The organism is Neobacillus niacini (assembly GCF_019749295.1).
In the GTDB taxonomy this organism is placed as follows: Bacteria; Bacillota; Bacilli; order Bacillales; family Cytobacillaceae; genus Neobacillus; species Neobacillus niacini_D.
The window spans coordinates 84604-107069 of record NZ_JACWFG010000001.1; the positions used below are offsets into that span (position 1 = coordinate 84604).

Genomic DNA, 22466 nt, shown 5'->3' on the forward strand with positions numbered 1-22466 from the left:
CTAACGCTTTTCCTGAATGCTCTTCGGTCACTTACTCTCTATATATCACTTTGCCGTTTTCGCATATTATTAAAATATAGGAAAATCGGAAGTGGTATAACGATAAAGCCTAAGCTTTTAATAAGTTGGTTTTTCGCATTTTCCCTAGCACGATTCTTTTCATCTTTTACCATTTGGTCATATCTGTCACGAATTTCAGCATCTGTTAACTTTTGACTCTCCTCTGTTGGAACTTTTGCATCATGGTAAACCTGCTTAAAATCCTCGAAGTTTTGATAATATCCTGGCGGGCTTACTAAATCTGCCGCAGCCATAAAAATCGAAATTCCACCACCAATCACCATCATAAGCGTTGCAAACAGAACTAAATACGTATATAGATGACGTATCACTGCTTCATCCCCCATTTCTTTGTTTTTCACAGCGTAAACGATTACAAAAATAATAATTACAATTGGTAAAAAAGCACTTAAGAGGCCAAAAATCATCATCACTTCACCTCCTTTAGATATTTCTTATAGTGTAATTTTACACTATCCATCAAACAAATATAAGTACTTTAGATGAAATTAATAAAAATGAGAATGAAGAAATTTTGTTCTTAAGATTGTTTCCGAAATGTTGAATTGCCTGCATTTTCGGGCACAATCCCGGCTTGATTGTTTCCGTAAATCTGGATCGCCCGCATTTTCGAGCACAATCCTGGCTTGATTGTTACCGTAAATCTGGATCGCCTGCATTTTCGGGCATAATCCCGGCTTGATTGTTACCGTAAATCTGATCGCCTGCATTTTTCGAGCAGAATACCAGCTTGATTGTTACCGTAAATTTGGCGGACTAGCTTTTTGGGGCACAATCGTTCCCTTCATTACCTTGGACGGTTAAAACACAAAAATGGGCACGTAATAATACGTACCCTTTAAAACTTCATATTTCCTAAAAAATTTGCTACATTACCCGTTTAAACATTTTTTCCATTTCATAAGATGAATAATGAACAATAATTGGTCTGCCATGTGGACAGGTGAACGGGTCTGAAGCTTTTCTTAAATCATCGAGTAACGCCTGAATTTCATCATTCCGTAAATGGCGATTGGCTTTAATCGAAGCCTTACAGCTCATCATAATCGCTGCTTCCTCACGAAGCTTTTTGATATCGACTTTTTTCATAGAAAGAAGCTGTTCAATCATATCTTCAATTATTTGTTTTTCTTCGCCTTTTGGGAACCATTGTGGATGGGAGCGAACGATGTAGCTGTTCATCCCAAATTCCTCTAGGAATACCCCAACCTTTTCTAGTTCAATACGGTTTTCATTTATTTTCAGGTATTCATCGGTTGAATAATCAAGCGTGATGGGAACAAGCAACTCCTGGAGTTCTGCATGGACCTGCCCCACCTTCTCACGGAAATACTCATATTTAAGTCGTTCCTGTGCCGCATGCTGATCAATTATATATAACCCATTTTCATTTTGAGCAAAGATATACGTACCGTGCATCTGACCGATTGGATATAACCTTGGTATCCGGCTTTCCACGTGACTATCATCACGATTCGTGTAAGCTGCCACTTCCGCCTCAATTTCATTTTCTTCTACTTCAATAGCTGACACTTCATTTGTTTCTATATCCGGAGAAGCGAAATCCCAACTATTCGAGAAGGTTTCCTCTTCTTTTTCCACCCTATTAGGAATCCAAGGTTCCACATTTACTTTAAGCGGCGTTGCTTTTTCCTGAATAGTAGTTGAAACAGGAAGCTCCCATTTCATTTCTTTCTTTACAGGAGGTTCCTCTGTTCGTTCGTCAAGAACCAAAGAGGTCTGCTCAGACTTCGGAATCTCTTTTTTCTCTTGGGTATATGCGGTTGGAATCAAGATCTTCGATTTAAAAGCATTTTTAATAATCCCTGTAACCAATTCATTCAATTCGGCTTCTTTACTGATCCGAACCTCCATTTTGGATGGATGCACATTGACATCAACCAATAATGGGTCCATCTCAATATTAAGGAGAACAATTGGAAATCTCCCGATAGGCAGCAAAGTATGATACCCTTCTTGGATCGCTTTCGCTAAAGCATAATTTTTTATAAAACGACCATTTATCATGGTGGAAATATAGTTTCGTGATGCTCTGGTTACCTCAGGCATTGACGCAAAACCGCTAATCTTGTAATCAAGTGATTCTCCTGAGATTGGCACAAGCTGTTTGGCAATTGCCATTCCATAGATGGATGCCAGCACTTGGCGGACATCTCCATTTCCATTTGTTTGCAGCAACTTCCGTTCATTATGAATTAAGCGAAAGGCTACCTCTGGGTGTGAAAGTGCCAAACGGTTCACCACATCGGTGATATTCCCAAGCTCCGTATGAATGGTTTTCATATACTTTAAGCGCGCTGGCGTATTATAAAACAAATCGGTAATAATAATATCCGTCCCGCGCCTGCTTGAAGCTTTCTCATAAACTTCAACCTTGCCGCCTTCAATCACGACTCGATTTCCCGCACCATCACCGGTTGAGGTCTTCATCTCAAGCCTCGATACAGAAGCGATACTCGGCAGGGCTTCTCCGCGGAACCCAAGTGTCCGGATACGGAATAAGTCATTTTCGTTCTTGATTTTACTCGTTGCATGGCGTTGGAAGGCAAGTAGAACGTCTTCTTCTTCGATACCATTGCCATTATCCGTAATGCGAATTTTTGCAAGGCCGGCTTCTTCTACTTCAATTTCAATCACCGTACTGCCTGCATCAATGGCATTCTCGACTAACTCTTTTACAACAGAAGCTGGGCGTTCGACTACCTCACCCGCTGCAATTTTATTCGATAATGCATCATCCAATTGGATAATCTTACCCATACCGGTCACCTCCTAGCTCTTTAACTTTTTCTGAAGCTCGTACAACAAATTAATTGCTTGAAGCGGAGTTATATCTAGTAAATCAATTTCTTTCATTTTATCAATCACTTTCTTTTCTTTCGTAGAAAGCTCTTGTTTCTTCTGTTCTTTTGGTTCATCAAAGAATGACAGCTGTGCAGGCTGCTCCTTAATTTCCTTCACTGTACTTTTAACAGCAACAGCTTGTATATCAGGTTTTTCTAGTGCTGATAGTATTTCATTCGCACGATTGATGAGTTCCTTCGGTAGCTCAGCCAGCTGTGCTACATGAATTCCATAACTCTTATCTGTCGGCCCATTCTTAATTTTATGAAGGAAGACAAGTTTTCCATTATGCTCAATTGCACTCACGTGAATGTTCTTTAATTTCTCAAGTTCGTCTTCAAGAACCGTTAATTCATGATAATGAGTTGAAAACAGTGTCTTCGCACCAATATGTTTATGGATGTATTCAATAATTGCCTGTGCAAGTGCCATACCATCGTAGGTCGAGGTCCCTCGGCCAATTTCATCAAATAAGATGAGACTGTTCTGGGTTGCATTGGCCAGTGCGTTTCTCGCTTCCAGCATTTCTACCATGAACGTACTCTGCCCGGAGATTAAATCGTCAGCTGCTCCAATTCTCGTAAATACTTGATCAAAAATCGGCAGCACCGCTTCATCAGCCGGTACATAACATCCGATTTGAGCCAAAATGGCGGTTAATGCAATTTGGCGCATGTACGTACTTTTACCACTCATGTTTGGACCTGTGATAAGCAGAACTTCGCGCTCCGAATCCATAAAGCAGTCATTCGCTACATATTCCTGTGCATTGAGTACTTTTTCAACGACGGGATGTCTGCCTTCCTTAAGGACAACTTTTCCTTCTGAAGAAAACTTTGGTTTAACATAACGGCGCTCTTCACTCACTTGTGCAAAGCATTGGAGAACATCCAGCTCACTAACCGCCTTTGCTGCAGCCTGCAGGCGAGGAATATGTTCTTTTACAATTTCGCGAATTTCAGCAAAAAGCTCATATTCAAGTTCACCAATTTTTTCTTCCGCTTGTAAAATAAGCTCTTCTTTCTCCTTTAATTCAGGGGTAATAAAGCGTTCCGCATTTGATAAAGTCTGCTTTCGCTCATACTGCCCTTCTGTTAAAAGATGCAGGTTTGCCCTTGTTACTTCTATATAATAGCCAAATACACGGTTATAGCCGATTTTCAAAGATTTAATTCCGGTCTTTTCCCGCTCTTCACGCTCAAGCTGCGCAATCCACGTTTTACCGTTTTTACTTGCGTACCGATATTGATCCAATTGTTCATTGTATTCGTCGCGGATTATATTTCCTTCCTTCAGCGAAAGCGGCGGATTTTCCACAATCGCTCGTTCTAATAAGTCCGTAACCTCTTCACAAGGATCAAGCGATTCAGCAATTTTATTTACTTCTTCATGGTTCATTCCAAAGAGTATTTGTTTTAAGTAAGGAATCTGCATTAACGATCGTTTCAATTGAACCAAATCACGAGCATTTACGTTACCAAAGGCAACGCGGCCAGCAAGCCTCTCCAGATCATACACTTCCGTCAACTTTTCACGAAGCTCCTGGCGTTCAAAATAGTTGTTCATCAGAACTTCTACAATGGTTTGACGCTGTTCAATTTCACGACGTGTAATTAAAGGACGGTCAATCCAGGTTTTCAGCGTTCTGCCACCCATGGCTGTCATCGTTTCATCAAGCAGCCAAAGCAGAGAGCCTTTTTTTCCTTTTGAACGGATGGTTTCCGTTAATTCAAGATTCCGTTTAGAGTAGTAATCAATCTTCATATATTGATGAATTTGATAGGTCGTCACCGGCTGCAGGTGGTCAAGGCTTCTCTTTTGTGAACGATATAAATAGTGAAACAGCCTCGCTGCGCTTTGTTTTAATTTTTCCTGATTAAGATTATCTAGCAGATGTGAAAAATTCATTTCTACTGAACTATTATCTTCGTATGAAATGGCAAGGACATCTCGCTCACGCATTTTCTTTTGCCACTCTCCGTCGAAGTCGTTTGCGACAACTACTTCCTTGGAACTTAATACCGATAATTCATTTAACACTTCATCAAAATTAGATGACAGCTGCGTGACCTTGCTCTCACCTGTTGAAAGGTCGGTATAAGCAAATCCAAATGTCCCATCGTCAAACCAGGAAACTGAGGCAATGTAGTTATTTTCTTTGTCGGATAACGACTTACCTTCCATGACGGTTCCCGGTGTTATAAGCTGGACAACTTCCCGTCTAACCATGCCTTTTGTCAATTTTGCGTCTTCCATTTGCTCGCAAATAGCCACTTTGTAGCCTTTTGAAATAAGCTGTTCAATATAGTTAGGGGCCGAATGATAAGGAACCCCGCACATTGGAATTCGGTCCTCACTGCCGCCCTCTCGGCTCGTTAAAGTAATCTCTAATTCTTGAGATGCTTTAATCGCATCGTCAAAAAACATTTCATAAAAATCGCCTAGGCGAAAAAATAAAAAGGCATCTTGGTAATCTGCCTTAATCGTTAAGTATTGTTGTATCATCGGCGTATAACCAGCCATAATGACCCCCACATTTTAATTATTTCGAGTATCTTCGACAAACTATTATACCATATATCATGTAAACTAGATTAGGTAGAATTTTCTTAGGTTTTTTTATGGGACGTGACTAGGAATAGTCTGTAACTTGTCTAAATACTATAAGGATAAGGGGTGGTGGAGAAATGTCTTGGTTTGGAGGAAGTTCTAAAGAATATGATTTTACCATGTTCTCTGTCAGCCATTTTGTCATTATTGCTCTGCTTTTTATTGGTTCCACTGTTATTTATCTTCATAGAGAAAAATTAAGGGATGGAGAATGGAGAAAAGCTGAGCTAGCTATCGGTATTTCTTTAATTCTGATCGAGGTTTGTTACCATATTTGGATGGTTGTAAACGATATGTGGAATGTCAGTCATTCCATTCCATTAGAATTATGCAGTCTCAGCCTTATATTATCTGTCTTATTACTGTTAACTCGGAAAAAGATTATCTATGAAATTTTATTATTTACAGCTTTATTAGGTGCATCTCAGGCGATATTTACGCCTTTACTAAATTTTGACTTCCCACATTTCCGCTTTTTCCACTTTTTTTATACACATTTATTCATGATATGGATCGTTTTCTATTTCACCTGGGTGATTGGATATCGTCCAACAATATGGTCTGTAGTGAAACTTTCCGTTTTTTTGAATGTATTACTGCCAATCATTATGCTAATCAATAAGGCAGTCGGTGGAAACTATATGTTTTTAAGTCATAAACCAAACTCTGCTAGCTTATTGAATCTACTTGGTCCCTATCCTTGGTACATCGTATCAATGGAGTTTTTATTAATCACCCTTAGTCTCATCGTCTGGTTAATCTTCAGAAAAAAGACTTGAATAGTTAAGAAGGTAAAATTTATTGACCTTTTCCAATTAACTATTTATAATAAATAACGTTCCCAATAAAATTGTCCCGATAGCTCAGCAGGATAGAGCAACAGTTTCCTAAACTGTAGGTCGGAGGTTCGAATCCTCTTCGGGACGTACTAATCATGAAAACGCTGTTCTAACGCTATTTAGCCGTTCATTTATGTCGGTTAATGTGTAGCCTAGAAATCAGCGTTTTTTGCTGTTTTTTCGGCACACTGTAGGACGTGAAATTTTGTGACTTTAGGACATGCAGCCATTCAAACAGGGGGCAAAATAACTTATGGGACGTACATTTATTGCACAACGAGGACAAACAAAATCGACTAATGACCGACAGTTCCGTCATGACCGACAGACACCAGAAGTCCGATATTCTATTGAAAATGCTGTCGAAATCTTCATTCATGCGAAGGAGGCAGAGGGGCTACGGAAAAGTACTATCAAAGGTTATCATGATACGGTTAGATATTTCCGGGATTGGTTAAGTCCCGATATTGGATATATTGATGAAATCACAAGTACAATAATACGTAATTATATTAATTATTTAAAAAACGACCGATTACCTTATCAAGGTGACGAACAACGAGAGAAAACTAAAAAAGGCTTATCTGTATTCACGATTAATATTCGGTTGCGAAATTTGAAAGCGATTTTCCGATTCTTGATAGAAGAAGGTATAATAAACAAAAATCCTACCGTTAATATCCCATTGGTTAAAGATGATGAACAGGAAGAAGTTCAAGGGCTAACCGACGCTGAAATTGATATGATTCTAGGTTCATATGATGATAAACAATTTGCTCAATGGAGGGATAAAACCTTAGTACTGCTACTATTAGACACCGGTTTACGAATCAATGAGGCAATGTCGCTGACCGTGGACAATGTTGGGTTCCAACAAAATACTCTAATTGTTCCCTCTGCAATCGCTAAAAACCGAAAACATAGAGAAATACCAATTAGCCGTGAGATATCAAAAAGATTAAGACAGCTGGTAGATGAAACCGAACAATATTTTGGCGAAGGCTCCCGAATCTTTATGAACGCCTACGGTGATGATTTTACTGCTGACGCATTTAGAAAACGATTAAATCGTCTAAAAAAGAAATTAGATATACCAAAATTGCACCCTCACATGCTCCGTCACACTTTTGCTCGAAATTACATTTTAAATGGTGGAGATGTTTTCACACTTCAAAAAATATTGGATCATGCAGATATTCAGACAACCAGAAAGTACATCCAAATGGATTCTGAACATCTAAGGCAACAGCACAATAAATTTTCTCCTGTAAGAAGGTTATTTAACCGTAAAGGTAAAAGGTTATAATTGTAAGCCACCATCCAGAAGAATGGTGGCTTTATCTTATTAATAACCCATAACCTTAAGAAGGGTCAACGAACTTTATTTCAATTGGATTCCCCGAACCGGAACCACTTAATTCCTTTTTCTCAACCGGTTTAAATCCAGCTCTGTCCAGTAAATCACGAGCAGCTGTAATTTTGTCCCGGTCTGTACTGTCCGGATTATCCAGTATTCCCCTCAGAACTTCCCTTGCCTTTATAGCGTCTTCAACAAATCGCATTCTTAATTGTTGCTCGATCTCGTCCTGGAGGTCTTGTATAGCCTTCAAAACTGTAGTTTTCTGTAGTAGCTGCCAAGATATTTCAGACGCCCTTCGTTCACTGTATCCAGCTCTTTTTGCTGCTTGTGTGCCATTGCGGTCCTTAATATACTCTAGAACGAAGGCTTGTTGTTTTCTCGTTAAGCAATTATCCATCGTTTAGCCCACCTTTCCGACTTAAACTACTAGAGAACCCTTTCAAGTAATTTCTTACAAAATAGTAAAACTCGTAATACAGATAGTGACCGGCTACTTCTTTAGGAATAAATACTGTAGTAAAACCATACCTTGTTTCAAAAGATTTTAACGAACCCATAAGAGCTTTAGGGTCGTACTTGCTTTGGTAATTTCCTCGTAAGATATTTTCATAGCCGCTAGGGTCCTCGATCATAAGTAGGAATCTAAATTTCTGGCTGCGTATGAGCTCATTTTCAAACCTAGTTCTATCCTTTATGGTCTGGACCAATTCATTCAAGGAGTTTTTTCTTTCAATGGCTACCGGGAAATAGAGGTTACGAATTATTCCTAGCCCAGGATTCGCTGGCAGCATGACGCTATAATCACCGGTATCCAATTTCATAGATTCATAAGTAATACCTTTATCATTAAAGTATTGGAGGATATGTTGATTCTCCTTTTCTCTGGTATCGACAAGAATAGTTAATTTTGATAAAAGTTCCTTTATTTCTTTATCTGTATATCTATAGCAAAAGGCATTAATAGTAATCACCCTATCCTACTAATTATTAAAGGACAGATATTTGTCCTAGTTTATGTCCTGGCTCTATGCCTTGTGGCTCTAAGCGTGAGCTATCATAAGGACAGATGGACAGACAAAACCTACTTAGTCTATTTAATGTCTTTATTAATAAATTTATAGTTTTATAGAAATCATCTGTCTTATCTGTCCTTTACTACTCTATCCCTTGTCGCTGTAAGGCGGAAACAGGAGGACAGATACCAAACTTATCTGTCCTTTATTTGTCCTAATTGTCCTTTCGCTTATAAACAGTTTGTTTGCCGTATTTGCCAAATTTAATCCTTCCTGGCACTTGTTCCCACCCGTCAAGTGTTCTTAATACTGCATTAATATCTCTGGCAAAAGCAGTATTAAATTGGTCTCTATATCGCCCTAAAACTTTTTCCCACACATGTAAGGCACAAGTCTCATTTATAGGTACCTTTTTGTACATACCAACCATACTGTCATATTCCTCGTAATATCCCCTTTGAAGAACTTCCTCGATAATACCCGCATAATGTCCCCTGTCTGTATTTTGAGTCTGTATTTTTCTTGCCTCTTTTTCCAGATGATCCGGCAACTTTAATGGTTGGTTATTGTCTTCCATTTCTTGGTACCAATAGACAGCCTCTGCCCATATTTGGTCAACTTCTAACGGGAAATTTTTTTCAAACCATTTTTCTTTAACATCAATTATCCACCAACGTCTGCCACCTGTATCATCTTTTAGGGGCAATTCATCGTTAGTCGTTGCCACAAAAACACACTGTCTTGGTACACTAATCGTTCTTCTACCGTAAGCAGGTCTATATTGATCATATGTTGATGTGATGAACTGTTTTATCCTTTTTTGGTCACCTTTACTTACAGCTGCCATTTCACCTAGTTCAATTATCCAATTTCCAACGAGTTGTTCTTTTGCGTCTTTTCCCCTCATATCATCTAAGGAATCATTAAACCAATCATTCATTACGGCTAACTTCTGGAAAAATGAAGACTTACCTAATCCTTGGTCACCCTTTAATGTAAGTACATAATCCCATTTACACCCCGGCTGAAGGACTCTTTTAACTGCTGCAACAAATGTTAACAGGGTCTGCATTCTAATTAATTCAGTATTTTCAGCACCAAAAAAGTCAATTAGCAAATGAGTCAAACGAGGTTTTCCGTCCCATTCAAGGTTTAATAGATAATCCCTTATAGGGTGGTATTTTTTATTAGCAACAACTTGATTCAAGGCGTCATACACAATCTCCCTACCTTTTACGCCGTAATGAATAGATAAATAGTTTCTTAAACAAGAATCATCGTAATCTGTCATTCCCTTGTCTTCAGTCAACCGAATCCAAGGTACCTTACCAACGATTTCCGTCTTATTGGTTAATAGATTAAAAGCAAATTTCCCCTTCACTTTTTCATCATTTTGGAGAATTACTAATACATTGTTAGCATTGCTTAAAACTTTCCCCTTATCAGATTTTTGCAATTCTTCTTGCCAATCCCCCGTTATTTGGACTTCTTGCTTTTCCTGGGGTTGCATTTCTCTAATATTATTAATCATGACTAACTGTTTATCCGACCATTCCATTCCTGCATAAGCTCCTCTCCCTCGAAATACGCTTTTACTTGAGCATTATCTCCGTTTATACCATCTAAATCTTCCAATAAGCCTATATAGTAAGGTAGTTTGTCATATATCTGATAAAATTTTTGAAGTCCACTCACTTGTTCTTCGTTTTCTGCTTGTTTCATAGCCCTTCTGAAGGCATGGACCTGGTCACATAAGAATCGGTAAACTTCATTGGAGTTTTTCTCCTCTCTCCTTTTGAACTCGTACTTAACAGCACGTAGTTGTATTTCTTGTTGTTGTTTGACAGTCGATTTGGAATTATTGATAAGCCCGAAAGCTTTAGCATATTGATAGATTATTTCCCCGTTTTTAACACCTCTTAGGGCAGCTAATAAAGTAATTACGTTGCCACCCTTTCCACATGAAAAACACTTAAAAATTTGCTTTATAGGACTTATAGAAAAGGAAGGGGTATTCTCAGAATGAAATGGGCAGTGTGCAAAGTAATTCCTTCCTGTTTTCTTAAGGTGTAGCCCCTCTTGATTAGCCACTTCTAAAATATCTAAGCGTTTTTTTACCTCTTCGGCTAAAAACGAGAAGTTTATGTTATTATTATTCATATGAAAGTCACCTGCTTTCAAAATGCAGTTTCATCTTACTACCCACCACGCCCCCCAGCTAGGTGGGTATTCTTTTCTTCACAATCATTCTGTTACCTTATTTTTTCTTGGAGTTGTTTGATCTTGAACATTTTCCACCTCACATAATCTTCTGTAAACTGTCCTCTGCTATATCCCCAGCCTTCAAGAATATCGAGTACATCCGATGATATATTCTGTACGTTCCCTTGCTCTATTCGTTGAATGGTCATTGTACTAACTCCTGCTAAAATACCAAACTCCGAAACCGTAAGTCCCTTCTCTTCTCTGATTGCTACTAATGGATTTTTCATTTTAAATCACCTCGCAAAAAAAAAATAGGAAAGCTTACCAATAAAAAGACAAACTACGCCTTAAATATTGGTAATGCTTTCCTATTAATTAACCCTTAAAAAAATAGTACAACCCCGAAACAGGGGTTGGCAAGAGTTTTTTTTTCAAGTACTTTTCGTCAACAAATACAACTACAAATTTATATAATACAACAATTTTCATCAGCAATTTAGAACATTAAATATCATTTTTCGTTAAAACTAGTAACAGTAATAACATTAACACTAGTAAAAGTAACAGCATTAATACTAATAACAGTACCATGTACAACTATAAATTTCCTCAGTTGCCCATCACAATATTATTAGAAAAATCACAATCCCCAAAAACGCTATTTTTTTCCGTATGTATTTCAGAAAGCTTAGTATGGGAACGACCGTACATTTTAAATTAACCTGGATTTTGGAAGTTCGGTAGTTATCTCCTTGACCGCAACATCATGCTCATCCATATACTCCACAACAGAAAGAATCCTTTTAATTGCATATTCTTTATCCGAGGTATCATCTGAAATGAGCTCACCAGCAAGATCAAGCAGTTGCGTTCTTATTCTAGAAATTGTTAATTTAGCCTCGAGTAATTCGTTCATATATCGCCCCCAATTCTGGATCATTTTCAAATTTTTCAACCTATGCTAGTTTGACCAAGCCTGGTTATGCTTATAAAATAGAGATGTAAGCGACAGGGGGATTATACATCATGCAAAGCTTTCAATATGGAAATACAACAATTGATTATTCAGTGGAATACATAAAAGGGAAAAAAGATGTTTCACTTTCTGTTTGCCTAACAGAAGGAGTAAAGCTAGTTGTACCTCATGGAATTGATTCTGATAAGCTGGAGGGCATACTTCATAAAAAAGCTCCCTGGATATTAAAGAAAAAATATGAACTTGATGAGGTTGCCGCTGCACCCCCGCCAAAGGAGTATGTAAGTGGGGAAAAATTCGCCTATTTAGGACGACATTATCGGTTAAAGGTACATAAAAGTGACACCTTGAATAATCCTACTCTGAACTTTAAACAAGGTCGTTTTATAGCAGAAATTCCAACTAATATGAACTCTGACGATAAAGTAATTAAGCTAAGCCGACTTTTTAAAGAATGGTACATTACACAAGGCAGTAGAAAGATAGAGGAGAGGCAAAAGGTTTATTGCCCTAAAATGGAACTAGAACCTACAAAAATTGCGTTTAAAGAGCAGCAAAAACGCTGGGGAACTTGTACCAATGAAGGATCAATCTATTTAAATTGGCGGATAATGATGGCTCCAATGTCTGTGGTTGATTATGTTCTTGTTCATGAACTAGCCCACCTTAAATATGCAGACCATTCTACGGATTATTGGAGGTTTGTTCGTTCGATCCTCCCAGATTATGAACAAGGGAAAGAATGGTTGCGTGTTAATGGACCATTACTTTCATTAAACTAAATATAAAAAAAAGACCCTTGGGTTATATTCCAAGGGTCTTCTCAACTTAATATACTCGAAAATCTGGTAATTCTTTCGCCTCAAAAGTTACTTCAATAAAAAAGTGATTTTTATCTATCCCTATTTCCCCTATTTCCTTTTCAATTTTTTTCTTTAGCTCAAGCAAAAATTTTCTAAATTCTTGTCCTTCAATTTGCCCTTCGATTCCACTTTTTTCAAATTGAATAAGTCTATATTCTTCTTCTGGTGTGGTAAATCTATATGACCCTACTGGTGCTGGATCGTAGGAAATAGGCTCAGTATAAAAATTTGATTCTGGTATCCGCATTTTAAATTTCACTTCGTAATCTGGGTATTCCTTTTTTATAAAGGGTCTTGATAACCAATCGAGTTGACTAACTGTCATTTCCATTTGAACACTAATACTTAACATAAAAGGGTACCTCTCTGAACAAGTGTTATTTTCGATAATGAACTTCTGCTAAGTCCATCAGCTGCTGTGTCAATCCCTCAATTTTTTCTTTTGGACACTTACTCGCTCGGAGCTGCCGCTTTATCTTCTTCCGCATTTCCCTTTTTACATCTTCTTTTTCGGTCCATTCTATTACCGTCTGTTCCTGTATATCTTCTGTGATAATATGGGTTAGTTCCTTCAATGACTCCTTATCTTCTTCATCCGGGAGCTGTTGCTCTAGCATTTGATAGAAAGGGTATTGCTCCCTAGTAAAACCGTGTTCCTGGCTTTTCTGAGCCGTATTCCGCATTTCATTGACCAGTTCTCTATACTCTTCTAAAAGCTCTTCAATGGTCATTTGACGGTCTTTCCGCCTTTGTATTAGTTCCTCTAGTCGTTCCTTTAAGGAAGTATAAAGCACGGGATTTTCATCAATCTTCACTTTGATTTCATGTCGAATAGCGTGTTCCATCTCTGCAGCTTTTGCCTCTGGAGTGGTAGTTTCCTCTAATCGCCTCTCGAATTTGTTGGATAAAATATCTATCGGTTCATGCAGCACTTCTATATTCGTTGCAAATAGATACTCTTCTATAAGCTCTTTTACCTTTTGACCGCAATCAGAAATGTCCATACTATCTTCCCTATAACGGGATTTCGCTAATTGCCGTACTTTTCCTAGATATTTCAAATCGTTTAAGTATGGTTTTGCCTTCGGACTTGGTAATATCATATCCATACTTTCCGCAAACTTCTTAAATGCAGTGTCAAATTCATTCCGAACATCTTCTGGTTCAAGAATTTGGATACAACCTTCAAGATCATCGTTTCTTACATAATCAAAGAACCTCATGGCTTTCCGGTGCCTCGATTGTAGACGTGGAATTTCAGAATCAACACTTTGCAATGCCCCTTTAATATCTTGCTCTGCAAAGATACCTAGTGCTTGTTCTAAGAACCTGGAAACCCCAAAATAATCAACGATTAGACCATATGTCTTTTTATCATAAGTACGGTTTGTTCTAGCAATAGCTTGTAATAAGTTATGCTCTTTTAATGGCTTGTCTAGATACATTACCTGTTCAATTGGTGCGTCAAAGCCGGTTAATAATTTGTCACAAACGATAATAAAACTTAGCGAATCATCACTCATTGGCTTTTTAAAGCGTTCAATGATTTTCTTTTCTTCATCCTTGGAAATATGATGTTTTCTCATTCGTTCTTCGTCATTATGACCTCCAGAAATTATCACCTTGGATTCATAATCACTTAACTCATCAAACATTTCTTTATAAGTGACGGCTGCCTCCCTAGTAACAGCAACAACTTGAGCCTTAAAGCCATTAGGTTTAATGTGTTTTTCATAATGATCAATCATATCTAGTACAATTCTTCTAATTCGCTTTGGAGAAGAAATAATCGCCTCTTCTGTTACATATCTCTTTTTAATCCGTTCACGATCTTCTTCATCATAGTCACGGAATTTCCGTTCAAATAAATCGTCCAGGGAATCTCCTTGAACATGCAAATCTACCATTCTAGCCTCATAAAAGATTGGAACCGTGGCACCATCTGCAACTGCCTGTTCTATTGTGTATTTATCTATGTATGTACCAAACGTTCGGATAGTGCTTTTATCATCTTTATCAATAGGTGTTCCTGTAAAACCTAAATAACAAGCATTAGGCATGGCAGTACGCATATTCATGGCTAAGCCACTATATTGAGTTCGATGAGATTCGTCTACCATTACAAAAATGTTTTCTGCCTTTGTTAATTCTGGGTATTCGTTCTTTTCTGCGTCTTCTTGGAACTTCTGCACTAACGTCATTACAGTTGTACCAGAACCTAGTTGCAACAATTCCCTTAATTTAGCTACTGAGGCAGCTTGTTGAGGATTGGGGAAACCACACCTTCGGAAAGTGTTTGTTATCTGGTCGTCTAAGTCCTTTCGGTCAGTAACAATTACAATCGTTGGATTCTTTAGTTCCTTAATCCGTCTTAATTTTACTGCTAAGAACACCATTGTCAGCGACTTGCCGCTACCCTGAGTATGCCATACTACGCCGCCACGGTGTCGAGGGTCATCTGCATGTAAAATGCGATTAATAGCCTTATAAACAGCCCTGTATTGCTGGTAACGGGCTAACTTTTTAATGGTACGTCCCTCTACCGGCTCATAGACAATGAAATTTTGAATTAAGTCGAGCAAATTTTCCTTTGGAAAAATGCCGGAAACTAAAATATCCTGTGCAGAGGGATTATTTCCTATTTCTGGAACCGTTCTTGGATATGGGTCTTTCCATTCTCCAAAATGCTGTGTCCTAGCTCCAATAGTTCCAGCCTTTGCACGGTCATTACTAGTAGCTATGAGTATTTGATTGTAATAAAACAGTTGCTCACATTGGGCTTGATAGCGGAGTAGCTGCTTTACGCCTTGACTTATTTGTTCATCTGGTGATAGCGTAGGGCTTTTACATTCGATAACTGCCAAAGGCAGTCCATTTATAAAAATGATAAGGTCTGGACGAATGGTTCCTCTTGCATTTGATATTGTAAATTGATCTACTACCATAAACTCATTATTCTCTGGGCGTTCGAAGTCGACCAATTTAACAGTTTGATTCTTCTTCCCTTTTCCTAGGTCTTGTTGTATGGAAATCATGTTGATGAGGTTTTCGTGAAATAATTGATTTGCCTCCATTAGGCTAGTTGCTTGGATATGAGTAATTGAACGTATTATCTTATTCAGATTGTTTTCTGAAACCCAAGGGTTTAATTTTTGTATTGATCTTACCAATCTGACTTTTAATATTACTTCCGCATGAGTATCCCTTTCTGGGTCAAGAGAAGGACCATGAACATGTTCATAGCCCATTTCTTTTAATTGTTTGATAAAGCGATTTTCAACTAGCGTCTTTTCGTTCCAATCATTTGCAGTTGTCATGAAGTGACCACCTCATCTTCATTAACATTGACACCAATCTTGCCTGTGAAAAGGTCTTGCAACAGACCTTTTTTAATATTTTGCAAAACTTTTAGCTTATTTGTTTCCTTTTTAATTTTCTCATTAATAGGATTAATCATCTCTACTATCTTTATCTGTTCTTCTATCGTTGGAATTCCACATAATAGCTCTTTAATTTCAACTAAGTGTAAATTTGTAACAGTACCTTGCTTGGACCTCAATCTAATCTGTTTCCATGCCACTTCAGATTGTAAAAAATACTCAATATACTTTGGTAAAACGATATCTTTTTTTAGTTTGATTAAACATAAACTAACAAAAATACTAAACGTCTGATCCCAGTCAATTACTTTAGTTATCCCAATTGTCCCGTTTTTCGAGAGTAGAATATCGCCTCTTTCAGGATTACACCTTTTTATTAGTTCCTCGTGTTCCTTAATAGGGATATATTTTGTTTTTGAAAAATCAATTTCTTCTTTTTGTATGTCTGTAACTCTTAAGAAAGGGATACCGATATCAGAATAAGTAGGAGTATGATGAGCACCATCAGTTATTTTTGTTGAAACATCTTTTAGTTTAAGGACTTGCCATTCGTTTGGTATCAGTCCGATTTCTGTTTTCCTGTGTTCCGTGTGTCCAATCCCTTTTGTAAGTAACTGTTGCATTAATCCTTTTTTTACATTTTTGGTTTGTTCAATAATTGTTTCTGTTCTTTCTATCGCATTACTTACGGAAGATAGTATCATAGAAATTTTTCTTTGCTCACCAAACGGTGGGTAAGGAATAATTAATCCAGATAAATCACCTTTATTGATAGCCTCAAATGTGCTACCCTGTTGAACATTTGCCCATTTTGGCTTATAAAATTGAAGAAAATAATATAGAAAATCCCTTTCTATTTTGGTTGGCTTGATTGCACTTAATCCACGCCCAATTGCACATTCTTCATTTGCAATATTTAAATCTCCGACTGGAGCACGTACGCTAATCAATACATCATCTTTATCTGCTATTTTTTTAGGATTTGTACAATACTTAGTAACAATTGGATGTATGTATCCGAAGTCGGCATTACCCTGATAGAATGGGAGCCCTTCGCCCTTATCATTACAATCTTTTGAAGAAGGAGATTGCCCCATTTTTAATTCCGCAATTTCAGACAGTTGTTTTTGGTCCCACTTACTCACTATACCCCAGCTCCTTCAAATAGCTGTACATCTTCTTTTCAATTTCATTACGTTCTTCTTCCAAATTTCGAAGTTCGTTTAATGCTGCAGCTACATCAATTTGCTCTTCCTCTTCAGTTGTATCAATATAACGAGCAATATTAAGGTTATATTCATTTTCTTTAATTTCATCTAAGGTAACAGGACGACAGTACCTTTCAACTTCTTCCCATTTATCATAAGCTGAAACAATTTTTTCAATATCCTGGTCACGAAGAGTATTTTGGTTTTTACCTTCTTGATAATCTTCTGCACCGTTAAGAAAGAAAACTTTTCCTTTTTTGTTTTCTTTTTTATTTCTATTAAGAATTAATATACATGCTGGGATTCCGGTACCATAAAATAGGTTTGAGGGTAAACCGATAACTCCTTCAATTAAATCCTCTTCTAGCAATCCTTGTCGAATACTCCCTTCTGCCCCACCTCGGAATAATACCCCGTGCGGCATGACTACACCGGCTTTACCTTCATGGTTAAGAGTAGCAACCATATGTTGAACAAATGCAAAATCACCTTTATCCTTTGGTGGAATTCCAAAACGAAAACGACCATATTCATCACTCTCCGCCTCTTCTCTTCCCCAATTACTTAAACTGAACGGAGGATTTGCAATTACACGATCATAGAGGATTAGCTCCCCGCCTTCTAATAATTTAGGCTCACGTATTGTATCGCCCTTTTCTATTCGGTGGTCACTTAATCCATGCAGTAAAAGATTCATTTTACAAATAGCCCATGTATTTAGGTTACGTTCTTGTCCATGTAGTGTTAAATTACGAGGGTTTCCGCCTTGTGATTTTATGTAGTCAACTGACTGTATAAGCATACCTCCAGAACCAACAGTAGGGTCGCACACCCGCATTCCTTCTTCTGGTTTAATGAGCTTTACAATCAATTCAACCACTTTGCTAGGTGTGTAGAACTCTCCGCCTTTTTTCCCAGCGTCATCGGCAAATTGTTTGATTAAATACTCGTACGCACGACCTAGCATGTCCGGTTCGGATAAATTAGCATTGCTTAGATCAATTGAAGAAAAATGACCTATTAGTTGCAGTAATAAACGGTCTGGCAGTTTCTCTTTATCATTAAAATCTATCGTGCCAAGTACGCCTTGTAATGAGGCGTTATCCTCTTCGAGAGCCTCAAATGCTTTATTAATGGTGTCGCCTATGTCTTGTGTTTGTGACTGAATATGAGACCATCTCGCCCGTTCTGGAACGAAGAATTGATGTTCGTCATGATCGTACCAGCCGTAATCGTCCCCTTCTTCCTCTTCAATTCTTTTAGCAGTCTCAACAAATACGTCATTCAAGCGTTTTAAAAATAATAGACCAAATATGTAATTTTTATAATCAGATGAATCAATGGAACCTCTAAGTATGTTTGCTGATTCCCATAAATGGGATTCAAGCTGCTGCTGTGTAAGCTGTGCCATATACAATCTCCTTTTTCCTATTACCGTTATATGTAAATTAGTCCATCTTTACTATACCAAATAAAGATGATACATGACTATTATGTTATCTAGCTTTCCAAAAAAAACTATGACCTAAACTCTTTGCATACCTTCAATGATGAAAGGTTACTACTGTTAGTTCTTTTAAAAGAACTTATTATCCAAGTGTCATAACCTTTAAGTATTGACACTGTTTTTCGAAGATAGTAATATCAATAGCAAGAACAGTGTCATAACTTAGTGTCATAAAAAAAGGAGAAATCAACATGAAATATGGGTATGCACGAGTAAGTACTTTACATCAAGATTTAGAAACACAGCTACAAGCATTAGAAAAGGAATGCTGCGACAAAATTTTTTCAGAAAAGTTCACAGGTACAAAAAAAGATCGACCTAAGTTTCAGGAGGTTCTTTCACTATTAAAAACTGGTGATACTCTCGTCGTGACAAAATTAGACCGTTTTGCCCGTTCAGCTATTGACGCTATTCAAATTATTAGGAAATTATTCGAACAGGGTATTAAAGTTCATGTATTGAATATGGGTCTAGTCGAGAATACCCCAACGGGCAAATTGATTTTGACTATTATGAGTGGTTTTGCAGAATTTGAAAGGGATATGATAGTAGAACGAACCCAAGAAGGTAAAGCAATAGCTAAGCAAAATCCCGACTTCAGAGAAGGCAGACCAAATAAGTTTGGCAAGAAACAGATTGAACATGGACTACAACTCCTTGAAACAAAATCATATAAACAAGTAGAGGAAATAACCGGAATAAGTAAAAGTACTCTCATTAGAGCGAAGAAACGCATTAAAGAAAAGGAATGAATGCTGTCTAACTAGGAATTGCATTAGTGTAATTATCCTGGCACAGACTAGTTCCCCCCCCTACCTTTGTAACACTATTAGGTGTATTTTATAATTTGGACGTGACTTAATTGCAAATAGAACGGCAGAAGGGCATGAGAGAGCCAAAGCACAGAGGAAACATGTGGGACGTATTGAGAAGGCTGAAAAGGAAGTTAGGAAAGTATAAAGCTATATACCGAAACGGTTTGAGTGTTAATGATATTGATAAAATGACGGGAGCTCCCCAGCCTACAATTTATGCAAAAGCTAAAGAGCAAGGATTTAGTCGATAAGAAACAAAGGGAGAATAATTAATTTTATTAACCAATACAAAAGGACCATAAAGGTCCTTTTGCTTATTTTTTTCTATTATTTTGACGAGCCTTTTTTGATATTTTCTTTTTATTTTTCTTTAAAGAACGTTTTTTGTTTTTAGGTGTATTATTGTAAAGATTTTTTTCTATAGACGAAGGAAAATAATCTTCTAAAGTTCTTGGTATAATACCTTGTTTGACATACATAAACTTACGGGTTTGATAAACAATCTCTGCAAGTCCAATACACGACCTCATTAACTGAAAACATTCAAGCACAAACTCTGTTAAATTTAAACTTTCTGATGTACCCTTTGTTTGATCACCAGAAGGATAATAAGTTAACTCTTGAGAAATAACATCATAAGTATAACTTCTATGCCCTATCGCATTTCGCAGTCTATTATCGACTTTGGAGACAAAAATTTTATCAAAGTTTTCTTCACCAGTAATAAATTCTAACTTTCTCCCTTTGTTACGCATTTTAATAAAATCTTCAATATTTAGAATATCTTTTATAACATTCTCTTTCATTTTTTTGTAATCCGCACGGTGACTTAAATTATTGTATGCAACCATTAAATTTAATATATCGCCTATGTCTTCAAAGGTATCTATGTAAAAATCCTTAATATCTTCAAAATCAACGGTTGTTAATCCTAAATTCTTGATTGATTTTTCTTTGTCATTTTTTTCTTCATAAAAATCTAATCCATAAACAGGAATAAACATGTGGAATTTATCTATAAACTTATTAATTATAGCGAATAGTTTATGTTCATAATAATCTAATTGATTTTCAAAGTGTTGAGCCAATAAAAATAATTGATTTTTTTCATTTATATTTCCTAACTCTTTAAAAATATGGGAAGTAATTCCTTTAAAGTAATTACTAGCAAAAGTATTAGTGAACATTGAATTTAAGAAATGGACTGCTCTTAATAATTCTAGCTCGTTATCTGCAGGGAATTGTGTTTTATCTATTAATTTATGAATTTCTTTAGGTAAGTATGTATGATTACCATTAAACCATAATTCATTTATTCGCTTTACAGTAGGCCATTCATATTCAATTTTATGTAAAAAGCGAATGGTTCTTTCTTTAAATTTTTCAATATTTTCTCCCATAGAGAAGACACCATTTTTGAAAAAGGGAGAGAACAAAGTATCTATATCTCCGGTATATGGACGCATTTTTTCAGTTAAAAGCTCTCCAGATACTTCAATTAAATAATCAGGTTTTCCAATTTCTTCTAAAGGAGTTACATTTTTTAATTTAATTGAATATCCTACATTTGGTTGGTCTAAATAGACGTTGCCGAATATTGAAATATTACATTTACCACATTTAATTCTAACAGGATAATTTTCTAACCAACCAAGTTGAACCTTTATACGAGTAATGCTATCGCAAACATTACATTGAAAATCATTTGTAATTACCATTAGACTCATCCTTATAAACAAGAAATTTCTTCATACTGCGTTTTATTATAATAATACAGTAAACATAATTCTCTATCTGTACTCAATAAAATAAACTTATCTTTTTATTATACAAAATAATAAAGGACCCATTAGGTCCTGTAACTCTTATTCGACAAAAGCTACCCGTTTGTTTAAGTGAGATATTTAACAAACCCTCCTTTGTAATTTAAATCCATTATTTTTTAACAGCTTAACGGAAAAGATTCGGGTAATGATTATTTCACCCAGTTAGGGATATGGGGACCAAAGTATTTACCGATTTTCTCAACTTCTGTCATTATGCGTTTTATCCTGTCTTCAGTTAAAAACCAGTTCTCCTTAGTTATTTCAGTCCTGTCAATTATAGGCGAAACAAAGAATTCAGTTTCTTTTGGAAACACCGTTTGATAAGTCAATAATGCTCTTCGAGAGTGATATGCTTTACAGACCATTATGACTTTTTTAGGGTATATCCCGTTTCTGAGAAGAACTTCCAACGAGAAACTAGCGTTTTCAAAAGTATTCTGTGCCGTATCTTCCTTTAAAATGGCTCCTTCAGGAACTCCGTTAGTAATGCCAACATTTCTTAAGAATTCCCATTCTGTGGATTCTAAACTTGGGTTAACTCCCCCAGATGGTAGTATGTATGGTGCTAGTCCCTGTTGATATAATAAAGCAGCTTTTTCCATTAGTTGAGGCTGACTCGCACCAGGAATTAAAATGACATCTGATTGAGCCATTGCAGTTTCAACAAAAATAAACTCAGTAATACAATCGAATGGATACAGCATTTTTTATTCTCCCTTTTCAAACAAAAATAGTATTCAAACATTCTTCTACAATTCTTCCGTAATTCTTTCTTGAGCTAACCTGCACCTATAGTTTAAGTAGATTCCTTCACAATCATATATGTATATCTAATAAAAGGACGGTATCATTGCGATTCTATCCTTAACAATACATTTACATTTTTACTTCCATTCGACAATTAACGGTACCCGGAGG

The 22466-nt window shown here is 36.8% G+C and carries 18 protein-coding genes, 1 tRNA gene and 1 pseudogene; 5 read left to right on the forward strand and 15 right to left on the reverse strand.

Annotated features, from left to right (window positions below; all coding sequences use genetic code 11):
- Positions 1 to 38 precede the first annotated feature (38 nt).
- From H0184_RS00440 to mutS, 3 genes are all read right to left on the reverse strand, one after another.
- Positions 39 to 491 carry a hypothetical protein gene (locus H0184_RS00440; protein WP_221819764.1) on the reverse strand — a complete coding sequence of 151 codons (453 nt, stop codon included), beginning with the start codon at positions 489 to 491 and terminating at the stop codon, positions 39 to 41.
- Positions 492 to 948: 457 nt separating this feature from the next.
- Positions 949 to 2862, reverse strand: coding sequence for a DNA mismatch repair endonuclease MutL (gene mutL, locus H0184_RS00445; RefSeq protein ID WP_221819766.1), 1914 nt, complete (start codon positions 2860 to 2862; stop codon positions 949 to 951).
- Positions 2863 to 2874: 12 nt separating this feature from the next.
- A complete protein-coding gene (mutS, locus tag H0184_RS00450; protein WP_221819768.1) occupies positions 2875 to 5469 on the reverse strand; it encodes a DNA mismatch repair protein MutS in 2595 nt (864 codons plus the stop codon).
- Positions 5470 to 5633: 164 nt separating this feature from the next.
- On the opposite strand from mutS, the gene H0184_RS00455 reads away from it, so the two are divergent.
- The 3 genes from H0184_RS00455 (at position 5634) to H0184_RS00465 (ending at position 7701) form a co-directional block, all read left to right on the forward strand.
- Positions 5634 to 6335, forward strand: a complete 702-nt coding sequence (locus tag H0184_RS00455; RefSeq protein WP_221819769.1) for a YwaF family protein — start codon at positions 5634 to 5636, stop codon at positions 6333 to 6335.
- A 73-nt stretch (positions 6336 to 6408) separates the two neighbouring features.
- Positions 6409 to 6482 (forward strand) — tRNA-Arg (locus H0184_RS00460).
- Between the two features lie 166 nt (positions 6483 to 6648).
- Entirely contained in the window at positions 6649 to 7701 is a 1053-nt protein-coding gene (locus tag H0184_RS00465) for a tyrosine-type recombinase/integrase (protein ID WP_221819771.1), read from the forward strand.
- A gap of 55 nt (positions 7702 to 7756) precedes the next feature.
- On the opposite strand, the gene H0184_RS00470 is transcribed toward H0184_RS00465, so the two are convergent.
- From H0184_RS00470 to H0184_RS00495, 6 genes and pseudogenes are all read right to left on the reverse strand, one after another.
- On the reverse strand, positions 7757 to 8152 hold the full coding sequence (locus H0184_RS00470; protein WP_221819772.1) for a terminase small subunit: 396 nt from the start codon (positions 8150 to 8152) through the stop codon (positions 7757 to 7759).
- A complete protein-coding gene (locus H0184_RS00475) occupies positions 8145 to 8717 on the reverse strand; it encodes an ERCC4 domain-containing protein (protein WP_221821203.1) in 573 nt (190 codons plus the stop codon). Before H0184_RS00475 ends, H0184_RS00470 begins: the two co-directional genes overlap by 8 nt.
- Before the next feature lie 265 nt (positions 8718 to 8982).
- Positions 8983 to 10326 carry a virulence-associated E family protein gene (locus H0184_RS00480; protein ID WP_221819773.1) on the reverse strand — a complete coding sequence of 448 codons (1344 nt, stop codon included), beginning with the start codon at positions 10324 to 10326 and terminating at the stop codon, positions 8983 to 8985.
- A 356-nt stretch (positions 10327 to 10682) separates the two neighbouring features.
- Positions 10683 to 10928 (reverse strand): annotated as a pseudogene (locus tag H0184_RS28155) (CHC2 zinc finger domain-containing protein); the annotation flags it as partial.
- 92 nt (positions 10929 to 11020) lie between these two features.
- Positions 11021 to 11260 carry a helix-turn-helix domain-containing protein gene (locus H0184_RS00490; RefSeq protein ID WP_221819775.1) on the reverse strand — a complete coding sequence of 80 codons (240 nt, stop codon included), beginning with the start codon at positions 11258 to 11260 and terminating at the stop codon, positions 11021 to 11023.
- 425 nt (positions 11261 to 11685) lie between these two features.
- A complete protein-coding gene (locus H0184_RS00495) occupies positions 11686 to 11889 on the reverse strand; it encodes a hypothetical protein (protein ID WP_221819776.1) in 204 nt (67 codons plus the stop codon).
- 110 nt (positions 11890 to 11999) lie between these two features.
- Between H0184_RS00495 and H0184_RS00500 the strand changes: the two genes are divergently transcribed.
- The gene (locus H0184_RS00500; protein ID WP_221819779.1) at positions 12000 to 12731 is read left to right on the forward strand and encodes a M48 family metallopeptidase; all 732 of its coding nucleotides are present in this window, start codon (positions 12000 to 12002) and stop codon (positions 12729 to 12731) included.
- Between the two features lie 46 nt (positions 12732 to 12777).
- Here H0184_RS00500 and H0184_RS00505 read toward each other — a convergent pair whose 3' ends face one another.
- From H0184_RS00505 to H0184_RS00520, 4 genes are read right to left on the reverse strand one after another with little or no spacing between them, the layout of a single operon-like run.
- Entirely contained in the window at positions 12778 to 13164 is a 387-nt protein-coding gene (locus tag H0184_RS00505; protein ID WP_221819781.1) for a hypothetical protein, read from the reverse strand.
- 25 nt (positions 13165 to 13189) lie between these two features.
- Positions 13190 to 16129: a type I restriction endonuclease subunit R gene (locus H0184_RS00510; protein ID WP_221819782.1), complete on the reverse strand. Its 2940-nt coding sequence runs from the start codon at positions 16127 to 16129 to the stop codon at positions 13190 to 13192.
- Positions 16126 to 17337, reverse strand: a complete 1212-nt coding sequence (locus H0184_RS00515; RefSeq protein ID WP_221819784.1) for a restriction endonuclease subunit S — start codon at positions 17335 to 17337, stop codon at positions 16126 to 16128. The genes H0184_RS00510 and H0184_RS00515 overlap by 4 nt, the downstream gene beginning before the upstream one ends.
- Positions 17330 to 18811, reverse strand: a complete 1482-nt coding sequence (locus tag H0184_RS00520) for a type I restriction-modification system subunit M (protein WP_221819785.1) — start codon at positions 18809 to 18811, stop codon at positions 17330 to 17332. The genes H0184_RS00515 and H0184_RS00520 overlap by 8 nt, the downstream gene beginning before the upstream one ends.
- A 287-nt stretch (positions 18812 to 19098) precedes the next feature.
- Here H0184_RS00520 and H0184_RS00525 point away from each other — a divergent pair, with 287 nt between their 5' ends.
- Positions 19099 to 19659: a recombinase family protein gene (locus H0184_RS00525; protein WP_221819788.1), complete on the forward strand. Its 561-nt coding sequence runs from the start codon at positions 19099 to 19101 to the stop codon at positions 19657 to 19659.
- 377 nt (positions 19660 to 20036) lie between these two features.
- On the opposite strand, the gene H0184_RS00530 is transcribed toward H0184_RS00525, so the two are convergent.
- Positions 20037 to 21440 carry a metal-binding protein gene (locus H0184_RS00530; protein WP_221819790.1) on the reverse strand — a complete coding sequence of 468 codons (1404 nt, stop codon included), beginning with the start codon at positions 21438 to 21440 and terminating at the stop codon, positions 20037 to 20039.
- Between the two features lie 257 nt (positions 21441 to 21697).
- On the reverse strand, positions 21698 to 22252 hold the full coding sequence (locus H0184_RS00535; protein WP_221819791.1) for a YdcF family protein: 555 nt from the start codon (positions 22250 to 22252) through the stop codon (positions 21698 to 21700).
- Positions 22253 to 22466 lie beyond the last annotated feature (214 nt).

What these genes read in the sequence shown, in the direction of transcription:
- H0184_RS00440 (WP_221819764.1), bottom strand. Translation starts at nt 491, where the DNA reads ATGATGATTTTTGGCCTCTTAAGTGCTTTTTTACCAATTGTAATTATT.
- mutL (WP_221819766.1), bottom strand. Translation starts at nt 2,862, where the DNA reads ATGGGTAAGATTATCCAATTGGATGATGCATTATCGAATAAAATTGCA.
- mutS (WP_221819768.1), bottom strand. Translation starts at nt 5,469, where the DNA reads ATGGCTGGTTATACGCCGATGATACAACAATACTTAACGATTAAGGCA.
- H0184_RS00455 (WP_221819769.1), top strand. Translation starts at nt 5,634, where the DNA reads ATGTCTTGGTTTGGAGGAAGTTCTAAAGAATATGATTTTACCATGTTC.
- H0184_RS00465 (WP_221819771.1), top strand. Translation starts at nt 6,649, where the DNA reads ATGGGACGTACATTTATTGCACAACGAGGACAAACAAAATCGACTAAT.
- H0184_RS00470 (WP_221819772.1), bottom strand. Translation starts at nt 8,152, where the DNA reads ATGGATAATTGCTTAACGAGAAAACAACAAGCCTTCGTTCTAGAGTAT.
- H0184_RS00480 (WP_221819773.1), bottom strand. Translation starts at nt 10,326, where the DNA reads ATGGAATGGTCGGATAAACAGTTAGTCATGATTAATAATATTAGAGAA.
- H0184_RS00490 (WP_221819775.1), bottom strand. Translation starts at nt 11,260, where the DNA reads ATGAAAAATCCATTAGTAGCAATCAGAGAAGAGAAGGGACTTACGGTT.
- H0184_RS00495 (WP_221819776.1), bottom strand. Translation starts at nt 11,889, where the DNA reads ATGAACGAATTACTCGAGGCTAAATTAACAATTTCTAGAATAAGAACG.
- H0184_RS00500 (WP_221819779.1), top strand. Translation starts at nt 12,000, where the DNA reads ATGCAAAGCTTTCAATATGGAAATACAACAATTGATTATTCAGTGGAA.
- H0184_RS00505 (WP_221819781.1), bottom strand. Translation starts at nt 13,164, where the DNA reads ATGTTAAGTATTAGTGTTCAAATGGAAATGACAGTTAGTCAACTCGAT.
- H0184_RS00510 (WP_221819782.1), bottom strand. Translation starts at nt 16,129, where the DNA reads ATGACAACTGCAAATGATTGGAACGAAAAGACGCTAGTTGAAAATCGC.
- H0184_RS00520 (WP_221819785.1), bottom strand. Translation starts at nt 18,811, where the DNA reads ATGGCACAGCTTACACAGCAGCAGCTTGAATCCCATTTATGGGAATCA.
- H0184_RS00525 (WP_221819788.1), top strand. Translation starts at nt 19,099, where the DNA reads ATGAAATATGGGTATGCACGAGTAAGTACTTTACATCAAGATTTAGAA.
- H0184_RS00530 (WP_221819790.1), bottom strand. Translation starts at nt 21,440, where the DNA reads ATGGTAATTACAAATGATTTTCAATGTAATGTTTGCGATAGCATTACT.
- H0184_RS00535 (WP_221819791.1), bottom strand. Translation starts at nt 22,252, where the DNA reads ATGCTGTATCCATTCGATTGTATTACTGAGTTTATTTTTGTTGAAACT.